12 protein-coding genes are annotated in these 18,948 nt (G+C 41.2%); 7 read left to right on the plus strand and 5 right to left on the minus strand.

What is annotated here, in order from left to right:
• Nucleotides 1-4,041, minus strand: a 4,041-nt coding sequence (locus tag CWB85_RS10880) for a beta strand repeat-containing protein (RefSeq protein ID WP_138554893.1), incomplete at its 3' end; no start/stop codon positions are given.
• A 230-nt stretch (nucleotides 4,042-4,271) separates the two neighbouring features.
• Between CWB85_RS10880 and CWB85_RS10885 the strand changes: the two genes are divergently transcribed.
• The 4 genes from CWB85_RS10885 to CWB85_RS10900 all read left to right on the plus strand — a co-directional run bounded on the left by CWB85_RS10885 (nucleotide 4,272) and on the right by CWB85_RS10900 (nucleotide 10,764).
• Complete coding sequence (locus CWB85_RS10885) at nucleotides 4,272-6,269, plus strand: TolC family outer membrane protein (protein ID WP_050901613.1); 1,998 nt, start codon at nucleotides 4,272-4,274, stop codon at nucleotides 6,267-6,269.
• A 315-nt stretch (nucleotides 6,270-6,584) separates the two neighbouring features.
• Nucleotides 6,585-8,723, plus strand: a complete 2,139-nt coding sequence (locus tag CWB85_RS10890; RefSeq protein ID WP_016710598.1) for a type I secretion system permease/ATPase — start codon at nucleotides 6,585-6,587, stop codon at nucleotides 8,721-8,723.
• Entirely contained in the window at nucleotides 8,720-10,141 is a 1,422-nt protein-coding gene (locus CWB85_RS10895; protein WP_138554894.1) for an HlyD family type I secretion periplasmic adaptor subunit, read from the plus strand. The genes CWB85_RS10890 and CWB85_RS10895 overlap by 4 nt, the downstream gene beginning before the upstream one ends.
• A 35-nt stretch (nucleotides 10,142-10,176) precedes the next feature.
• The gene (locus tag CWB85_RS10900) at nucleotides 10,177-10,764 is read left to right on the plus strand and encodes a response regulator transcription factor (protein WP_138554895.1); all 588 of its coding nucleotides are present in this window, start codon (nucleotides 10,177-10,179) and stop codon (nucleotides 10,762-10,764) included.
• Nucleotides 10,765-10,964: 200 nt separating this feature from the next.
• On the opposite strand, the gene CWB85_RS10905 is transcribed toward CWB85_RS10900, so the two are convergent.
• The 3 genes from CWB85_RS10905 to CWB85_RS10915 all read right to left on the minus strand — a co-directional run bounded on the left by CWB85_RS10905 (nucleotide 10,965) and on the right by CWB85_RS10915 (nucleotide 14,277).
• Nucleotides 10,965-12,947 carry a bifunctional diguanylate cyclase/phosphodiesterase gene (locus CWB85_RS10905; protein WP_138554896.1) on the minus strand — a complete coding sequence of 661 codons (1,983 nt, stop codon included), beginning with the start codon at nucleotides 12,945-12,947 and terminating at the stop codon, nucleotides 10,965-10,967.
• The gene (locus tag CWB85_RS10910) at nucleotides 12,947-13,660 is read right to left on the minus strand and encodes a transglutaminase-like cysteine peptidase (RefSeq protein ID WP_016710594.1); all 714 of its coding nucleotides are present in this window, start codon (nucleotides 13,658-13,660) and stop codon (nucleotides 12,947-12,949) included. Before CWB85_RS10910 ends, CWB85_RS10905 begins: the two co-directional genes overlap by 1 nt.
• 158 nt (nucleotides 13,661-13,818) lie before the next feature.
• Complete coding sequence (locus CWB85_RS10915; RefSeq protein WP_016710593.1) at nucleotides 13,819-14,277, minus strand: LPP20 family lipoprotein; 459 nt, start codon at nucleotides 14,275-14,277, stop codon at nucleotides 13,819-13,821.
• Between the two features lie 161 nt (nucleotides 14,278-14,438).
• Between CWB85_RS10915 and CWB85_RS10920 the strand changes: the two genes are divergently transcribed.
• Nucleotides 14,439-15,632, plus strand: coding sequence for a flagellar assembly protein T N-terminal domain-containing protein (locus CWB85_RS10920; protein WP_016710592.1), 1,194 nt, complete (start codon nucleotides 14,439-14,441; stop codon nucleotides 15,630-15,632).
• Here the strand turns inward: CWB85_RS10920 and CWB85_RS10925 are convergent.
• Nucleotides 15,616-16,518 carry a LysR substrate-binding domain-containing protein gene (locus CWB85_RS10925; protein WP_138554897.1) on the minus strand — a complete coding sequence of 301 codons (903 nt, stop codon included), beginning with the start codon at nucleotides 16,516-16,518 and terminating at the stop codon, nucleotides 15,616-15,618. The two genes, CWB85_RS10920 and CWB85_RS10925, sit on opposite strands and share 17 nt — an antisense overlap.
• Nucleotides 16,519-16,631: 113 nt before the next feature.
• Here CWB85_RS10925 and CWB85_RS10930 point away from each other — a divergent pair, with 113 nt between their 5' ends.
• Nucleotides 16,632-17,360: a glutathione peroxidase gene (locus tag CWB85_RS10930; RefSeq protein WP_016710590.1), complete on the plus strand. Its 729-nt coding sequence runs from the start codon at nucleotides 16,632-16,634 to the stop codon at nucleotides 17,358-17,360.
• 116 nt (nucleotides 17,361-17,476) lie between these two features.
• Nucleotides 17,477-18,925: a dihydrolipoyl dehydrogenase gene (locus CWB85_RS10935; protein WP_138554898.1), complete on the plus strand. Its 1,449-nt coding sequence runs from the start codon at nucleotides 17,477-17,479 to the stop codon at nucleotides 18,923-18,925.
• The last annotated feature ends 23 nt before the right edge of the window (nucleotides 18,926-18,948 follow it).

Genomic DNA, 18,948 nt, shown 5'->3' on the forward strand with positions numbered 1-18,948 from the left:
GACAGCAATTGTAACAATACCGCCAATTTCATCACTGCTACCGGTGATGGTAGGTGTGGTATCGCTTGTATCAGCCAGTGGATCAATATCAAAAACAGGAGCTTGGGTATCGATTACCCCGATAGCTTGCGCATCACTTGTTAAACCATCAACGGTAACGCTTGCTGCTACAGTAAACTGCCCTTCTGCAACCGTATTTTGTGCTTCAACACTCCAAACACCTGCAGTGACTGTTGTGGTAAGAGTTTGGTTACTGTTATTACTATCAGTGATCACCACTGTAATAATGCTGCCATCTGGCGCATCGGATGCGCCACTAATAATTGGCGTTACATCATTACTATCTGCAATTGCATCTATGCTCAGACTCGGCGCATTATCATTTAAAATAAAACTGCTATTTGCAGTTGCCTGATTGCCCGCAGCATCAGTAATATTAGCAACAACAGCAATAGTGCCATTTTGCAATGCAGTAGGCACTTCCACCGACCAACTACCGTCCCCATTTACTATCGCGGTCAAGTTTTGTGAATTTACACCATCATTTACAACCAAGTTTACAACACTGCCCACGGGCTCGCTTGTTTGGCCGCTGATTGTTGGGGTTGTATCATTCACTGTACCTAAATTATCAATAGTTAATGTTGGTGCTGTTGCATCAACAACCCCGGTATCTGACACTGTACTTTGATTACCGAAAGTATCTGCAACGCTTGCTGTAACAGTAAAGTCACCATCAGATAGCGCGTTATCAGGACTAATAGACCAGCTACCATCAGCGCCTACAACGGCTAACAGCGTTTGTGTAATGCCACTGCTATCCGTTACTAATACTGTTACAACGCTGCCAGTATCAGTATCACTAGTACCGCTAATCAATGGGGTTGTATCACTGGTGAGTTGATCAAAATCCAACGTTAATACTGGACTTGTATTATCAAATGCACCTAATTCAGTATCTGTTCCTGTGTTTCCAGCAACGTCTGTTACAGATGCTGTGATAGTAAACTCACCTATCGCAACAGGAGTTGTTACAGCAAAGGACCAATTACCATTGGCATCAGTTGAAGCAGAATAGGTTTGACTATTGTTTTGTGAATCGGTGACAACAACTGTAACTATACTGCCTGATGCCGCACCTTGACTGGTTCCAGAAATCACTGGTGTAGCGTCATTAATATCCCCAACAGTGTCTATTAATATTATCGGTGCAGTAGTATCAACAATACCCGTAATAGCTGCATTGGCTGTATTACCAAAACTATCAGTTACCATCGCCGTAACGCTAAACTCACCTTCAGCTAAATCCAGTGATGGTGTAACAGACCAATTACCATTAGCATCAACTGAAGTTAACAGTGTTTCGGTTTGACCATTAATATCCGTAATAATAACTTGTACTTGATCGCCAGCAGCAGCATTTAATGTATTACCTGTCAGCTCTGGGGTGGTGTCATTTGTCTCACCAACAATATTTATGTTTATTGATAATAAACTGAGATCAATCAGTCCCGTAGTAGAGTCTGATGCTTGATTTCCAGCCGTATCAGCAACCGTTGCCACAACTGAATATTGCCCTTGTGCTAAACTGTTTGGTACCTCAACCGCAAAGCTGCCATCATTTAAAGTTTGTGTTGCAAATGTTTGCTGCACACCATTAGCATCAACCACAACAATAGCCACCAGCGTGCCATTAGCAACACCTTGTACTTGACCTGTAATAATGGGGGTATCATCTGCCGAATCCACCAAGGTATCTAAATTTATGAGTGGAGCAGTTATATCAATTAAACCATCACTGGTGTCGCTGGCCTGATTACCCGCATTATCACTGACTGTTGCGGTAATAGTAAATTCACCTTCAGCCAAGGCTGTAGTTAGCTCAACTTGCCAAGTATTAGTTGTGTTTACAACTGCCGTTAGTATTTGTTGAACACCGTTATTGTCTACGACTGTAACTGTGATCGGGCTACCAATATCAACGCCTGATACCGTTCCTGTAATTACAGGTGTCGTATCATTACTATCTGCAAAAGCGTCAATATTAATTATAGGTGCAGTGATATCAACATTGCCTATTGCGCTATCTTGTGCTGAATTGCCTGCCGTATCTTGGGTTTGAGCGATAACATTAAACTGCCCTTGTGCGAGTGTATTTACTACCGATACGCTCCAACTACCATCACTCGCCGTTATAGTATTAAATACCTGTACTGCACCAGTACTGTCTGTCACTGTAACAGTAACGTTGCTACCTGCTGATAAGCCTTGACTGACCCCGGAAATATCTGGAGTTTGATCGTTTGTATCTGCAATAGCATTAATGCTAATCAAAGGTGGGGTTAAATCAATATTTCCCGTTGTTGTCGCCGTGCTGCTGTTACCTGCCTCATCACTTACACTTGCAGCAACAGTATAATCACCTTCAGCTAATGCAATACTAGGCTCTAGTTGCCAGTTTCCAGCCGCGTCAGTGACGGTAGTTAGTGTTTGTTGATCGCCATTACTATCAGTAATCACTAAGGTCACTGTCGTGCCAGCATTAACACCCAATGTCGTTCCACTTATAGTAGGTGTTGTATCGTTACTTTGTGCGAGTGCATTAATAGTAATAATCGGCGCAGTTGTATCTATTAAACCTACTTCTGTAGCACTTGCTGTATTACCTGCACTGTCTGCCACAGTTGCAGTTACAGTAAATTCACCCTCTACAAGCGTACCAGTTACCTCTGTAGACCAACTACCACCAGCTGTTACCGTCGCTGTTAAGGTTTGTGTTGCACCGTTACTTGCGACAACAGTTATTGATACAAGTGTACCGATGGCCACACCATTTACCGATCCAGTCAATGTAGGAGTAACATCATTGGTATCTGCAATAACATCAATCGCTATGATAGGGGCTGTTAAATCAATGGTGGCAGTGGCTTGCGCATTGCCTTCATTCCCAGCATCGTCAACAACACTAGCTTGGACATTATAAGGGCCCTCTGCTAGTGCTGCTGTTGTAATTGCCCAATTGCCTTGAGGATCAAGCTGGGTAATAAATGTTTGCACTTGCCCGACGCTATCAGTCACCGTCAGTACCACATCATCGCCTGTATCTAAGCCCACAACAGAGCCTGTAATTGTTACTACAGGCGAAGCAGAGTCAGTTAATGTCGCAATACTGACCAGCGGCGCTGTGGTATCTATATTGGCTGTAATTGTGTCTGAAACTGGCTCACCATCAGGACCCGTTACTGTTACATCTACAACAATTGGGCCATCAGGTAATGGCTCAATTGTAGGTGAGGTAAACGTGCCATCTGGTTGTACAATCACTGTAATGGTTTGTACATTATCTAATGCATCTGTGATAGTGATTAATACTGTTTCACCGGCCAAGTTGCTCGATGTTCCTGAAATAACTGGCTGTGGATTATTTATTAGACCAAGCTCATTCAACGCTAAACTACCAATTAATACGGTCTCTGGGAGCACCCCATCGGTGGTATCACGAACAGCGAAAATACCATCATTACTCGCCTCAAAACTATCATCAAAAGAAAGGCTATTTGGATCTACAGATTCAGCAATACGAGCTAATTCTACAAAGGAAGTACCACCACCAGAGCCAGCAGCAGCGTTACCACCCGCAGCAGTCGCTTCCAAGTTATCCAATATATCCCCGCCACTTTCAAGGGCATTTAAAAAATCACTAACATCATCAGTTAACGATGAAGCTTCTGTCGTTGACGTTGGATCCGGTTGGTTTAAACTTGCAATAGCATCATCAATACTATCATCGAAAATGGTGGTTTCTGAGCTATCTCTTGCGGCATCAGCAACCAAATCAGGTGTAATTTGCACTCGCTGATTAGCTGGAATAGCAAGCGATATTCCTTTTACATCAATCAATAATGACGAATTAGCTGCGGTGATCACAATATCGCCAACGGTAATTGTGTCCCCTAGTGACAACGCCTTAATAGAGCCGTCTTCTAAAACGATCCCAACAGAGCCCTGTATATCTATGATTAGTAATTGATTTGCGTCCATTTTGCTACCTGCATCATTAGAAATTAAACCTTTGTATGACTAAATTTAGAACAGCACAGTAAAAAGGACACTGGACTAAAGTACAGGTAACAAAACTTAAATTAATATTAAAAGCTTAAAGAACTGGTGAAAAATTTTTTTTATGCTAGGCAAAACTTCTATTTGCACTAATCAATTTCCTTGTCTAAAACTAATCTAAATGATCATCAACTTGGATCTAAGAGGACGAAATGGCTAGGAAAAATAACTTTACCCGCACTAGAGCTACAATTCTAATTGGTTTGGTTTTAGCTACAAATGGATTTACTGCTCATCTTCATGCTGAGCAAACTTCCCTCATGCCTTTGACTTATGTCGCCGACAAAGCAATAGCCAGTAACCCAGAAGTTCAACAAGCTTGGCATGCTTTTAAAGCATCAATTTATGGTATTGATGCTGCAAAATCAGGGTATAAACCTACATTAGATGCATCAATCAGTGCAGGTTATGAAAAACGTAACTACGGCGTAGAAGATGAATATAACCGCAATACCGCAGAGCTTACCTTAGGGCAAATGCTGTATGATGGCTTTCAAACATCAAATACCGTTAAACGATTTGAACGCATTCAACTTATTCGCTACTTTGAAATGCTCTCACAAGCTGAGCAAATAGCGCTACAAGCAAGCGTTGCTTATCTTGACGTGCAAAAATTCACCACCTTAGTAGAGCTGGCGCAGAAAAACCTAAGCGAGCATGAGTCGGTATATCAACAAATTGAACAAAGCGTAGGAGCCGGCGTAGCCAGAGCGGCTGACCTGGAGCAAATCAGTGGTCGCCTATCACTTGCTCAATCCAATGTAATGACCGAATACGCAAACCTACATGATGTTAGCGCACGCTACTTACGGATTGTGGGAGAGCTGCCTCAACAAGGCACGGTTGCAGCTAAGTTAAGTGAAGATAGCATCCCAATTTCTATTAACCAAGCGCTTGATATTGCTTATAAAAACAGTCCTAGCTTTTATGCATCTTTGTATAATATTGAAGCCCAACAAGCGAATGCGCAATCACAAAAAGCTGCGTTTCATCCTAAGGTTGATTTATCTGCGCGTTATGGCTCCCAAGACCGTGATGAACTTGGCTTTAATGAAACCAGAACAGAAGCCAGAGTTGGCATTGATGTGCGATACAACTTATACAATGGTGGTTTAGACAGCGCCAATCTTGATCAAGCATACCAAGAAGTCAATATAGCGAAATTCCAACGTGATCAATCGTGTATTGAAATACGTCAAAACCTGCAAGTTGCATATAACAATGTAAAAATCCTTGAGAGTAAGCTTCCTTCATTAGATCAACATCGTCGCTCATCTGACAAAGTGAAAATAGCCTACAAAGATCAATTTGATATTGGCCAACGTACTCTATTAGACGTACTCGATGCCGAAAATGAATCATTCCAATCTAACCGTTCATATACTGCAGCACTTTACGATCGTCAAGCAGCGATACTCGCCATGCTCGCAGAAATGGGCAAACTACTGCCAACCTTAAATGTAACCTCTGACAAATTTCCGAAAATCACGGAATTAACCGATGACCCTATTGCCCACAATGCCGAATTTATTTGCCCTAAATACGACGTGGCAGCCACCATCAGCCGTCAGGAGTTTTTACAAAAAAAAGCCCAGCAAGATAACGCCTACATGACCGTCACGGCAATGCCAAGCTATCTCAATGCGCCAGCGCTTTCGAGTACCTTTAGTGATGATGATAATGACGGTGTTGCAAACGAACAGGATGACTGTCCATCAACACCTGCTTTTACCGAGGTAGATGAAAAAGGCTGTACTAAATACAATAGTAATACCAGTAATGTAGAAATCGGCATTCCGTTTGCGGCTGACTCCAGTGTAGTACGTCCTGAGTACTTACAGGAAATAGCACGTCTTGCAGACTTTTTAAAATCTCACCCATCTAAAAATGTAGAAATACAAGGACATGCATCACTTGAAGGGCCTGCGCTTTACAATAAAAAGCTCTCTGAAAAACGCGCATTCTCAGTCGCAGAAATATTAATTCAACAGTATGGTGTATTGCCTAAGCGAGTTAAATCACTTGGTTACGGTATAGATAAACCTAGGATCAATGAAATATCCGTACGGGCTAATGCGGCAAACAGACGTATAGAAGCGGTGATCACCGATACCAATACAGGAAACAGTTTTGTCGCATCCAGTTACTAAGACGCACTTACTTTAGAAGTTAAGTTTACAGCTGTGTTTGGCTTTTAGGCAAAAGAAAACTTATCAGTGTAGTTATTCTTTCTAAATAGCAGTAACCACGCATAAATGCCAGCACATGCTGTCTGGATGGCTCTATTTATGGGCATGTTAAAGCGCTGTAAGTAAAAAAGCTTAATGTAATAACAAGGCTCCGCTCGATGCTTAACTTAAACCCATACGCATTAATCGTCCTTTGTTAACTCGATTTCAATCATAACAGAGTAATACGTCCCATTTTTAAATCGTTAAACTTAATGCAATAACAATGGAAGTTATATGGAAATAGATGATGTAGTCAGTCATGGTGGTATTTTAGTAGACTGTTTAGAAATTTTATGTCACTACCATGATCGTGAATTTTCCCGTGAGACTTTGCTTAATGGGCTTCCCCTTGAGCAAGGCAATCTCACGCCTTCTGGTTTTTCACGAGCAGCTAAACGTATTGGTTTTAAAACCAAAGTTGTTAATAAACAACTAACCAAAATCAATACCGCTTTACTTCCTGCTATTTTATTACTTGAGAATAACCAAGCTTGCGTAATTACAGCATTGGATCCACTCACACAAACCGTTGAAGTAATTTATCCAGAGCTAAGCGACTCAGCTGTAACGTTAAATGTGGCAGATCTCAGTCAAAACCCAACTGATGTTATTATTTATACACGTCCAGAATTCACTTTTGATGCACGCTCACCGGTGTTACAAAAATTATCTAAAGATGGCTGGTTTTGGGGGGTCATCAAAGAGTGCCGTTCCTTATATAAAGACGTCATTATTTCTGCCATTGCACTGGGTGTATTATCGATTGCAATGCCCTTGTTTGTCATGAACGTGTATGACCGAGTCGTACCCAATCAAGCGGTAGAAACCTTATGGGTATTAGCCATAGGCGTACTAATAGCACTGACCGCAGACTTTGCTTTGAGATTAGTACGTAGTTATTTTGTCGAACTTGCTGCCAGTCGCATCGATGTAAAAGTCTCTGCGGTAATTATGGAACGAGTACTGGGAATGCAATTAAAAAACCGACCCACATCAGCAGGCTCATTTGCCAGCAATATCCAGTCTTTCGAAGCTGTGCGTGGCTTCTTTAGCTCCATTACCCTCATCGCATTGGTTGATTTACCTTTTGTATTTTTATACCTCACAGTCATCGCAATCATTGGTGTAGAGCTGAGTATTCCTATTATAGTCGGGGCAATAATATTGCTGTGTTATGCCTTAGCCGCCCACAGAAAGTTAGAAGCACTGTCAGAGCAAACGATGAAAGCCAGCTCTATGCGTAATGCTATTTTAGTTGAAAGCCTTACCAATATTGAAGATGTAAAAAGCTTTCATAGCGAATGTAAAACTCAAGCAGCATGGGAAAAGTCAACAATTTACATTGCTCGCGTTAATGCGCAGAGTCGGCTTATATCTGGCTCAATAGCCAACTCTGCCACGTGGTTACAACAATGTGTTGGCGTGATTATAATGATCATTGGCGTGCATTTAGTCATCGCAGGTGATTTAACCCAAGGCGGCTTAATTGCAGCATATTTATTATCATCAAGAACTATGGGACCAATTGGTCAATCCGCTGCGGTACTTGCACAATTTCACCATGCGGCCATTGCAATGCATTCACTGAATGAGATCATGGAAAAAGAGGTTGAGCGCCCAGCTGGTAAACATTGGTTAAGTCACCCTGTTTTACGCGGAGATATAGAATTTCAAAACGTACATTTTAAATACTCAGATGAAAGTAACGAAGCGCTATCTGGAGTTTCGTTTAAAATTAAAGCCGGTGAAAAAGTTGCTATCTTAGGGCGTAATGGTTCAGGTAAAAGCACGCTAGAGAAACTCATTTTAGGGTTACATGATCCGACCTCGGGTTCTATTTTAATTGATAACACCGATATCCACCAAATAGATCCTGCAGAATTGCGCCATAATATTGGTTATGTCCCGCAAACAATCTCGCTATTTTTTGGCTCGCTGAAAGACAATATCACCTTAAGTGCATGGCACGCCAAAGATGAACAAATTATAAGTGCGTGCGAACGTAGCCAATTATTCGACTTAATTAACTCTCACCCTGATGGCTTTGATCTACAAGTTGGCGAACAAGGCCGGCTCCTCTCTGGTGGGCAGCGTCAAGCTGTTGGTATTGCTCGTGCTTTGATAAACGATCCGCCAATACTCATTCTTGATGAGCCAACCTCAGCACTGGATCACAATAGTGAAGCAAAAATCATCGCTAATTTAAAACAGTACAACCATGATAAAACCCTGCTGGTAGTAACACACCGAACATCGCTACTGGAGTTGGTTGATCGAATTATTGTCGTTGATAACGGTAAAATAATTGCCGATGGACCAAAAGCTCGGGTAATTGCCTCGTTGAGTAATCAAACTGTGGAGCGAGCATCATGAGTAAAAACAAACCCACACTAGAACAACGCTCTTTTGAATCTGTAGGACGTGCTATAGAAGCGACTAAAGGAAAAAAACCATCTATTTTTAATAACTTATTCAAAGGCTGGTTATCGCCACCAAACAGTCAAGATTGGGTGGTTGATGCACAATGGGAAAAAATGCAACAACAACCGGCAAGTGCCAAGTTATTGCTGTACTTAATTTGTTTTAGCATGATGTTGTTATTTATTTGGTCTGCGTTTGCTAATCTTGATGAAGTCGCTCGCGGTGAAGGTCGTGTTATACCGTCAAATAAATTACAACTGATTCAATCTTATGATGGCGGGATGGTCGAACAAATTAATGTACGTGAAGGACAAGTAGTCAGTACTGGTGATGTACTAATAAAAATTGATCCTACTCGGTATATTTCTAATTTTCGTGAAAATCAATCTAAAGTGCTGTCACTCAGTGCTAAAGTCGCGCGACTTGAAGCACTTACTAAAAAGCAGCCTTTAATTTTTGACCCTAAGCTCACCACTGATGCACCCGCGGTGGTAATGCACGAACAAGCACTTTACACCAGTAATAACCAAGAGCTTGAACAACAAGTCGCCATTCATAAACGTCAATTAGAGCAACGTCGTCAAGACCATATTGAAGCACAAGCAGCCCTGCAACAACATACCAATGCATTACGTTTAATAAACCGTGAATTACAAGTTACCCGGCCACTCCTTCGCTCAGGTGCAGTATCTGATATCGATATAATTCGCCTAGAACGCCAAGCCGTTGACTTAAATGGCGAGATAAATCGCTCCAAAGCGGTCATCAACCGCAGTGTATCTGCAATCAATGAAGCAAAAAACAAAGTAGCCGAGGTTGAACTATCCATGATCAATCGATGGAACAACGAGCTCTCAGAAGCACGATTGCGGTTAGATGCAATTAAAGAAACCGAATCAGGGTTGGCTGATAAAGTAGCCCAAACTGAAATTCGCTCGCCTGTTAATGGCACTGTGCAGCGCTTAATGGTGAACACGGTTGGAGGGATTTTACAACCTGGTAGTGATGTTCTAGAAATTATACCGCTGGATGATCAATTGATAGTCGAGGCTAAGATCCCTCCCAAAGATATTGCATTCTTACGCCCAGGGCAAACAGCAATGATCAAATTTAGCGCCTATGATTTTGCTATTTACGGTGGCTTAAGTGCCGAGGTTATTCAAATTAGTGCCGATACGATAACCGATGAGCGCGATAACACGTTTTATTTAGTGCAACTTAAAACTAACAAAAATCAGTTTGCCGATAATCTCACTATTATTCCAGGCATGACGACTCAAGTGGATATTATTACTGGCAAAAAAACCGTGCTGGAATACCTATTAAAACCAGTATTACGAGCAACATCATTAGCAATGACAGAGCGTTAATTAATATTTTTTCAAACTTTTAAAATGGATTAATAATGCGCCAAAGTGTATTTATCACCGAAGCTGAACTTATTTCACCGCACTGGCAAGCCGCCTACCCTGAATGTGAAATTCGTGAACAGCAGCCACATAAGATCACAGCCGACACCATTTTATGGATTTTAGCTGGCAGTCCTGACTGGCTTAGTGTTGTACAAAAATACAGCAAAAGTCGTATTCCAGTGATTGTGATGACCAAAGAGTTAAACATGGCAGAGTTATGTGCTGCATTACAAGTGGGCGCTCGCGGTTATGTTGAAGCTTTTGCAAGTCAAATAATCATAGAGCAAGTTGCAGAAACAATTATCAGTGGCGGTATTTGGTTGCCGGGCCAGTTATTATCTAACTTGGTTGGTGTACTCTCAAAGCAAGCTATTAGCTATCAGCACGCCTGCGACCTAACGTTATTAACGAAGCGCGAGCGTCAAGTCGTTGATATTGTTATTACTGGTGCCAGTAACAAAGCTGTAGCGAATCAATTAAATATCACAGAGCGTACAGTAAAAGAACATATGAGCTCAATATTTAATAAACTCCAAGTTCGTGACCGCATGCAGTTGATGCTAGCAATCAAAGGCAGCTAAACGTACGAAATTGTTACTTTGTGCGTTGATTCATAAAATATTTAAGCCCTTTCACGATGCAATGCCCTATAAACCCAGTCGTGGTATAAAACCTTGTAACCCAGTCGCGATGTAAAATCGCTGCTACACCATTTGTGGCTCCATGCCCGTCGGCTCGGGTTTACCCCATTTATTTCACATACAATACATCGCTTTGTATTTTATTCTATTAGGTCTTCCTGAGTATCATCAATCGGTTGTGATACATAGCCATCGAACCCTATTCCTTTTAATGTCTGCTGATCTTCAGGGCTCTTAACCCCCTCAGCAATCACTTTAATACCTATCGAATGCGCTAATGAACACAATCCTCTGAGGAAGGTCTGATTATCTTGGCTATAGCTTATATTGTGGCCATAAACGCTATCTATTTTAATCATCTCAAGACCAAGTTCATGAATTTTATCAATTTTACTGAAACCTTGGCCAACCCGCTTAAGCGCCACTTTGGCGCCCATGCTTTTCACTTGCATACAAAAGTCTTTAAAAATAGCCAATTCAGCAACCGCTAAACTTTCACGTATATCAAAACAAATATGCTCAGCTAATTTTGGATATGCGAGTAAATACGTCAATATTGCAGCAAGTGCTGCATCGTCTAACAACGTTTCTTGCGATAGCTCCACTGAAATAAGCTTTAAGTCTTCTCTTTGCTCAAATACCTTAACTAAGTATTTAACTAAGCCCCAATCTAAGCGAGCAAGTAGCTTTAATCTTTTTGCCCATTGTAAGTAATAACCGCTACGATACAGTTCACCATTAAGCAATAAGCTTAGACTTACTTGGTTTTGTAATAACTTGCCCGAAAAAGATTTAACGGGGTAAAGCAAAACATCTAAGTCATTATTATCTAGTGCATGCTCAATTGCTTCACGCCAACTATCAGCGTCTGCAAATAATTCATTGCGCTGCTTATTATTATTTACCTGTACCTGTTGTGTTGGCTCTGCTACTGCGGCTTTTAATAAATTATCAACCCGCTTTAACAGTGTAAAACGACTATCCTCACGCTCTATATAGCTACAACTATGAGGTATGGATAATTCAATATGACTGTAATCAGCAAGCAAGACCTGATGCTGCTTAAATACCTGTGAACTTAGGTTTTCAATATCGTCTGTGTCATTCACCAACACGGCGAAGTCGGTATGAGAAATTCGCGCTATATGATTTTCAGAAAATCGATCCTCATTCGACTCTAAAAAAGCAACTAGAGTTTGCGTAAAACGACGTAAAAAAGTGACCATTTCAACGCGATTAATTTGTTCACTTATTTGATCAAGGTTAACAACTCGAAATAAAAATAATGCGCCATGGGCATGCTCTTTTGATTGCTGTAATTGTGCCTCTAAAGTTGCGCTAAAGTACTCTCTGTTTGCTAACCCTGTTAACTCATCATGTTGGCTTTTAAAACGAAACTCTTCTAAGCGTTTTTTGTCTTCTTTAACAATCCGGCTAAATCGCTTTGAAAGTAAATTCATCGAGCTCACTAACCGTGCAAATTCATAGGTTCTGGGTACTTTCGATCTAATAAAGCGTTTATCGCCTAAGGCATTCGCTTGTTGCACGACATCGTCCAAAGGACGTAATATTTTCCTTAAAAAGTAAGCACTTGCTATACAAGCTATAATCGCAACGATAAAAAAGCTAAAAAATAATCGTACGGCACTTTCCCATAGCGCTTGCTCAGTATATTGGCTGTGACTTTCTAAATATAAAGTACCGAACTGCTGCCAACCATCGCTCACTTGCGCCACCCCAGGCTGAACTTGTAAGTGATAAAAGTGATGAAACCACCCTGGCGCCGTTGTATCAAGCTTACCACTAAAAACGCGTTTTATAAGCGGCTCCCCTAATGGGTTTTGTAACTCTATGCGCTGATAGTGCCCAGTATCAAAAGTAGCTGAAATTAGTAGCTCTAATTCAACAGGATCTTTCTGCAACTGGCTTAGCATCAAAGCTAAGCTATTTGCATTATCGATATTCTTTAAATGTAACTGAGAAGAAAAATACTGTTTAGCAGTATAAGTACTAATTAATACACTACTCATAAAGCCTACTGCAATAATGACTAAAATCCCCAGCCATAACTCTTGCCGTAAAGTGATTTTACTTTTGCGTTTAAACAAGGACATAAATGACATCACCACATAATTCCTTCTTGTTGTGTTTGTTCGAGAATACGTCGCCAGCGAGATAATCTAGCAGTAGGGTTTGCAACACTTTGCGTTGAATTATTAGCCCATAAACCTTGGCTATTAAAACTAAAAACAGGGCTCAGATCTGTACGTTTAGCTGCGGGCAATACCTTTGCAATTAAACTATCTAAAATCAGTGGTTGCGCATTTGGCACAGCAAAGTAACCAAGCACCATATGCGCTTGAGTTTGTCTAGAGTTTGGCCCACCGATCTGTGCTTTTACATAAATAAGCCGTAACTTATCATCTGCAATACCTAGGGCGCGCAGACTGATATACTTAGCAATTGCATAATCTTCACAATCACCCAGCCCTTTCCCTAAAGTTTCAAGTGGAGTTGCCCAATAATCATTTTGTTGCCAAAGCTGCATATCGGTTCGGTAGCGCAAGTTACGAGCAAAAAAATCATTTACGATTAAAATTTTTTGTTGTTCAGTTTTGTTCTGTGACTGGACTAACATTGTTTGCCAATTACGAGCAACTGCCACACGTGAAGGACCAAACTGTTGGTGCATTTTTTCTAAAAAGGTAGTGAACTGAATCGATAGGCGATCGGCACACACAAAAGAGGTTGCAAATATAAGAGGCAGCAAAAAATGCAGTAACGGGCGATTACTCCATTTACTCAAAGGCACACTAACTGAGCGACACTCGCTCACAAAAGCAACCTTGAGTTGTACACTAAAAAACGCGTCAAACTTTTTCTTGCCACAATCTTTATTCAGTAAAAAACAGTAAATAAAGCATAGCACTGAAGCGTTAACAGTGAGATATTTTAGCCATTATTTTGTGACTATTTAACGCTCAATAATTAACTTTAGTAATAAGTGACTTTTTTAACTTCACGTGGCTTTATTTCGCCTATGTATAAGTCATGGACACGTTTCATATCAAGCTGTAACTCGGTAGCGTAAGTATCTCCAACTGCATAGCTTTTAATGACTTGCGCCCCTTTAATAATGCCTTGCACTTGGCTGTGTAATTGATCATTTTGCGCAATACTGCCTTGCACAGTGGTGCCGGCGGTAATCTTTTGCCCATATACTTGTTCTGCAAGCTCGCGGTACGCTTCAAGCTTAGATGCTTTAATTGCCATCAACGAGCGCTGTGACTGATTCTCCCCGGGCTGAGCACTAATTGGCGCATACCCGACCGCTTTTAAAACTGGGTAGTTATCTGGCTCTATGTACTTATATTCCACATGTTTATCAAAAATACTACTACAGCCTACTAAACCTAGACTCGCAAAAATGCAAATTGCAATCACACTACGCATGGCGTCTCTCACGCTTAAAAGAAGTCATAATGTCTAAACCGATGCACAATCAATGCCAAAATTAGTACTTACTGTCGTTTTAGATCAAAGTTGTCAAACAATTGGTATAGTCCTTGCTCTGTCACTGTATATAGCAGATGTTTATGTATAAGGTTTGGGTAATGAAGCATAGTTTATCAACAATCATGATCGCCACAAGTTGGCTAACAGCCAGCCTTTTTTCGCCTAATAGCTCAGCACAGTGGTATGAATCAACAGGCCATGCCAGTATCAAAAATGATGATGTGGCGGCGGCAAAATCTGCGGCCATAAAAGATGCAATCACCCAAGCGTTAGTGTTCTCAGGTGCCCGTGTGAGCTCAATGCAAACCTTAGTTGACGGCGTACTTACGCAAGATCAACTAAAAATAAACAGTCACGGCGAAATTCAAAAAATAGAAATGATCAGTGAAGATCGAAAGTCAGATCAATTTGCGATCACGCTACGCTTGGATATTTTCCCACAACAAGAACACTGCCCCGCTAATGAGTTCACTAAGTTTGTTGCGATCACCCAAACGCAATTAGTCAATCGTGAACAGGCCATGATGGGTCAAATTTTTGACATTAATAAAGCCACTAGCGAAGCCCTGTATAAAACATTAAGCCAATCGGCAATGAATGCTAAGCCAACCGCTTATTTTAACTTTCCGATCCGCGTGAGCGAGTTTTTTAATCAACAATACGATTACAGTGATGCACTATTAGAAGAAATATCAAGCCGCAGCAACTCACAGTATGTACTGTTGAGTCAGATTGTTGATATTTCTAATAGTGATAAGCTCAATAATAGTTACGCATTTTGGCAAGACGAAACGTACCAACGCTCATACAAGGTGGACTTTGCTTTATTTGATGGCACCACGTATGAACGACTTTGGCAAAAAAGCTATCGCAGCCAAGGTATCTGGCCATTTGAAAAAACACAAATCATCGATGTATTCAGCGAAAAGTTCTGGAGCTCTGATTATGGTCAAAGTATTACTGATATAAACCAAACCGTCAGTTACGATCTACAAGCTGCAATGGCATGCTTAGAGACTCAAGGAAAAATTCTACATATTGAAAACAATAAATTGATCATCAACTTAGGTAAAGCACATGGCATTGAAAAAGGTCAACGCTTGAATATTGCTCATCATAACTATTTAACCGATGCAGCGGGTAATAAAATGCCGAACTTGATCACCACATTAAATCAAGTTCAGGTCGAACAGGTGTATCAGCAAAGTGCCGTTGCCGTGAGTGTTGATCAGCAACCTTTGCCTAATATTCAAATCAATGATGTAGTCGAGCTCACTAATTTAAAACCTTAGTCAATTGTTGGCGTAAACTCGGGTGCTCACTCAGCCAGTTTGCGAGTAACTCAATTCCAGCTAAATGTGGATAATGTTTACGACAAGCCAATACGACACGACGTTGCTGAGTAGGAAAGATTGGTAAATAACGGATCCCTATGCGCTCGCTGCAAGCGAGCTTTGGTACAAATGTAACACCATCATCCATAGCCACCAGTGCCAATAAAGTCTCCAGACTATTACCTTGGTACTCGTTTGATACATCCACCCCAGCAGCAAAACAAAACTGCTGCGCTTGGTCTTTAAAGCAATGACCATCGCTAAGCATCAACAAACTGCACGATTGCAGTTCATCCAAAGCAACTTTATCACGTTTAGCAAGGTTATTTTGATTTGACATTGCTACCAAGAAATCTTCTTTATATATATTAACTGTATGATAAAGCTTAAGTTCAGGCACATCTGCTAAGATTGCAATGTCTAACTCACCATTATCTAACGCAGTTAAAATATTAGCAGTTTGCATTTCAACAAAAGCAAACTGGCTATCAGCAAACGCCTCTTTCATAGACGTAAGCAAAGTAGGGAGTAAATACGGCGCAATCGTTGGAATAATGCCGATTTTTACCCTACCTTGTAGTGGTGCGCTAGAGGTTGCTGCTAGTTCTTTTAATATTTGGGTTTGCTCTAAGATCACTTTGATCTGTGTCAACAAACGTTCACCTTGCACCGTTAAAGTAACTTGCTTAGTGGAGCGATCAAATAAGGTCACTCCCAGCTCTTGTTCTAATTTTTTTACTTGGCCACTGAGAGTTGGCTGGCTGACATAACACGCATCGGCAGCTTTACGAAAATGCTTAAAGTGCGCAATTGCTTTTACATATTCAAGGTCTTTTAAATTCATTGCAAACCACAACTAATAGATAATAACTATCATATTAATACAAACAAACGATTGGAGCTATTATAACTTTTACGACATAATGGCTATCAACAAATCAAGAGGAACTAAAAAACATGTTAAAGAATATTGAAGGTCAAACAATTCCACAGGTTACATTTGCAACTCGCGTAAATGATGAGTGGAAATCAGTAACATCAGACGACATTTTTAAAGGTAAAACGGTTGTTGTATTTTCGCTACCAGGTGCATTTACACCAACGTGTTCATCAACGCATTTACCACGCTATAACGAACTAGCTGCAGTACTTAAGCAAAATGGCGTTGACGACATCGTGTGTGTATCAGTAAACGATACTTTCGTAATGAACGCTTGGGCACAAAACCAAGAAGCACAAAACATTACTTTATTACCAGATGGCAACGGTGAATTTACTGACGGTATGGGTATGTTAGTAGACAAAAATGACCTAGGCTTTGGTAAACGTAGCTGGCGCTATTCAATGTTAGTTAAAGATGGCGTAATTGAAAAAATGTTCATCGAACCAGATTTACCAGGCGACCCGTTTGAAGTATCCGACGCAGACACTATGCTTGATTACATCAACCCTAAGCAAGTAAAACCAGAGGCAGTCAGCATATTTACTAAACCAGGTTGCCCTTTCTGTACTAAAGCAAAAGCTTTACTTGAAGAAAAAGGCCTAGTGTACGAAGAAATCACCATGGGCGCAGGTGCATCATTAACGAGCCTTAAAGCAATCTCAGGCCGTGAAACCGTACCACAAGTATTTATTGGCGGAAAACACATTGGTGGCTCTGACGATTTAGCAAAATATTTTGCTTAATATTTAAACCCCCACGCAATTAAATACAGGGGCTTTTTAGCCCCTTTTTTATACTCATTTTATTAACTTATTCACACACCAATTGATTAATAAAATTGGTATTCTGGAGCAACATAATGAAAGAACTACAAACAGACGTTGTTGTAATTGGTGCTGGCACAGCAGGTTTAAGCGCTTATCGTAATGCAAAGCAACACACTCCCAATGTATTAATGATCGAATCAGGCCCGTATGGCACCACTTGCGCTCGTGTAGGTTGCATGCCAAGTAAATTACTCATTGCCGCCGCAGAAGCAGCCCATGCAATTGAAGCAGCCCCCGCTTTTGGTGTACATAGCTCAAAGCCAACAATTAACGGCGTGGAAGTAATGGCACGAGTACGTAACGAACGCGACCGCTTTGCAGGCTTTGTAGTAGAAGCCGTAGATGAATTACCCAACGAAGATAAAATTCGTGGTTATGCAAAATTTTTAGATGCCAACCGCGTGCAAATTGACGACCATACAATTATTACAGCAAAACGCTTTGTGATTGCCACCGGCTCTCGCCCAGCTTACCCAGGTGTATTTAATAACTTTGGCGACAGATTAATAATTAACGACGACGTATTTGATTGGCAGGACTTACCAGAATCCGTTGCCGTATTTGGCCCAGGTGTTATTGGCCTTGAAATTGGCCAAGCGCTGCACCGTTTAGGCGTAAAGGTAAAACTGTTTGGTGTAGGTGGCGCTATCGGTCCTATTACCGACCCAGTTATAAAAGACTACGCAAACACTGTATTTGCAGAAGAATTTTTTGTTGATACTGATTCAAACGTATCTGATATGCAAAAAGTCGGTGATAAAGCCCAGCTTAGCTATATTGACAAAAACGGTCAGAAACAAACTGAACAATTTGATTACGTGCTAGCCGCTACTGGCCGCGTGCCAAATACAGATAAACTAGGCCTTGAAAACACCGGTATCGAACTTGACGAACGCGGTGTACCAGTGGCTGATAAGCACACTATGCAATGTGGCGACTCAACAATATTTATCGCAGGGGATGCCAGCAATATGATCCCACTACTGCATGAAGCCAGCGATCAAGGCACTATTGCCGGACAAAACGCCGGCCGCTTCCCAGATGTTCGTAACGGCCTGCGCCGCGCACCTATTGCAGCCGTTTTCAGCGACCCGCAAATAGCTATGGTGGGCGAAAGCTACAAGCAAATAACCGCGCGTTTTGGTGAATGTGGTTGCTTTGAAATTGGCGAAGTCAGCTTTGAAAACCAAGGCCGCAGCCGCGTAATGTTGAAAAATAAAGGCCACATGCGTTTATACGCAGAGCAAGGTACAGGCTTATTTTTAGGTGCTGAATTTATTGGCCCACAAGCTGAGCACATCGCTCATCTACTCGCATGGGCTGTGCAAAACAAAATGACCGTACCACAAATGCTGGATATGCCATTTTATCACCCAGTGATAGAAGAAGGGCTTCGTACCGCACTGCGTGATTTAAACGCCAAACTTAAATTTGGCCCAGATATTATTAACCAATGTATGGAATGTGGCCCGGGGAATTAGGGCTAGGTTACTAGGTTACTAGG

The organism is Pseudoalteromonas sp. S1727 (genome assembly GCF_005886375.1).
Lineage (GTDB): Bacteria > Pseudomonadota > Gammaproteobacteria > Enterobacterales > Alteromonadaceae > Pseudoalteromonas > Pseudoalteromonas haloplanktis.

Bases quoted from the DNA above. Each gene is read 5' to 3' on its own strand.
- CWB85_RS10885 (WP_050901613.1), top strand. From the start codon at position 4,272: ATGGCTAGGAAAAATAACTTTACCCGCACTAGAGCTACAATTCTAATT.
- CWB85_RS10890 (WP_016710598.1), top strand. From the start codon at position 6,585: ATGGAAATAGATGATGTAGTCAGTCATGGTGGTATTTTAGTAGACTGT.
- CWB85_RS10895 (WP_138554894.1), top strand. From the start codon at position 8,720: ATGAGTAAAAACAAACCCACACTAGAACAACGCTCTTTTGAATCTGTA.
- CWB85_RS10900 (WP_138554895.1), top strand. From the start codon at position 10,177: ATGCGCCAAAGTGTATTTATCACCGAAGCTGAACTTATTTCACCGCAC.
- CWB85_RS10905 (WP_138554896.1), bottom strand. From the start codon at position 12,947: ATGTCATTTATGTCCTTGTTTAAACGCAAAAGTAAAATCACTTTACGG.
- CWB85_RS10915 (WP_016710593.1), bottom strand. From the start codon at position 14,277: ATGCGTAGTGTGATTGCAATTTGCATTTTTGCGAGTCTAGGTTTAGTA.
- CWB85_RS10920 (WP_016710592.1), top strand. From the start codon at position 14,439: ATGAAGCATAGTTTATCAACAATCATGATCGCCACAAGTTGGCTAACA.
- CWB85_RS10925 (WP_138554897.1), bottom strand. From the start codon at position 16,518: ATGAATTTAAAAGACCTTGAATATGTAAAAGCAATTGCGCACTTTAAG.
- CWB85_RS10930 (WP_016710590.1), top strand. From the start codon at position 16,632: ATGTTAAAGAATATTGAAGGTCAAACAATTCCACAGGTTACATTTGCA.
- CWB85_RS10935 (WP_138554898.1), top strand. From the start codon at position 17,477: ATGAAAGAACTACAAACAGACGTTGTTGTAATTGGTGCTGGCACAGCA.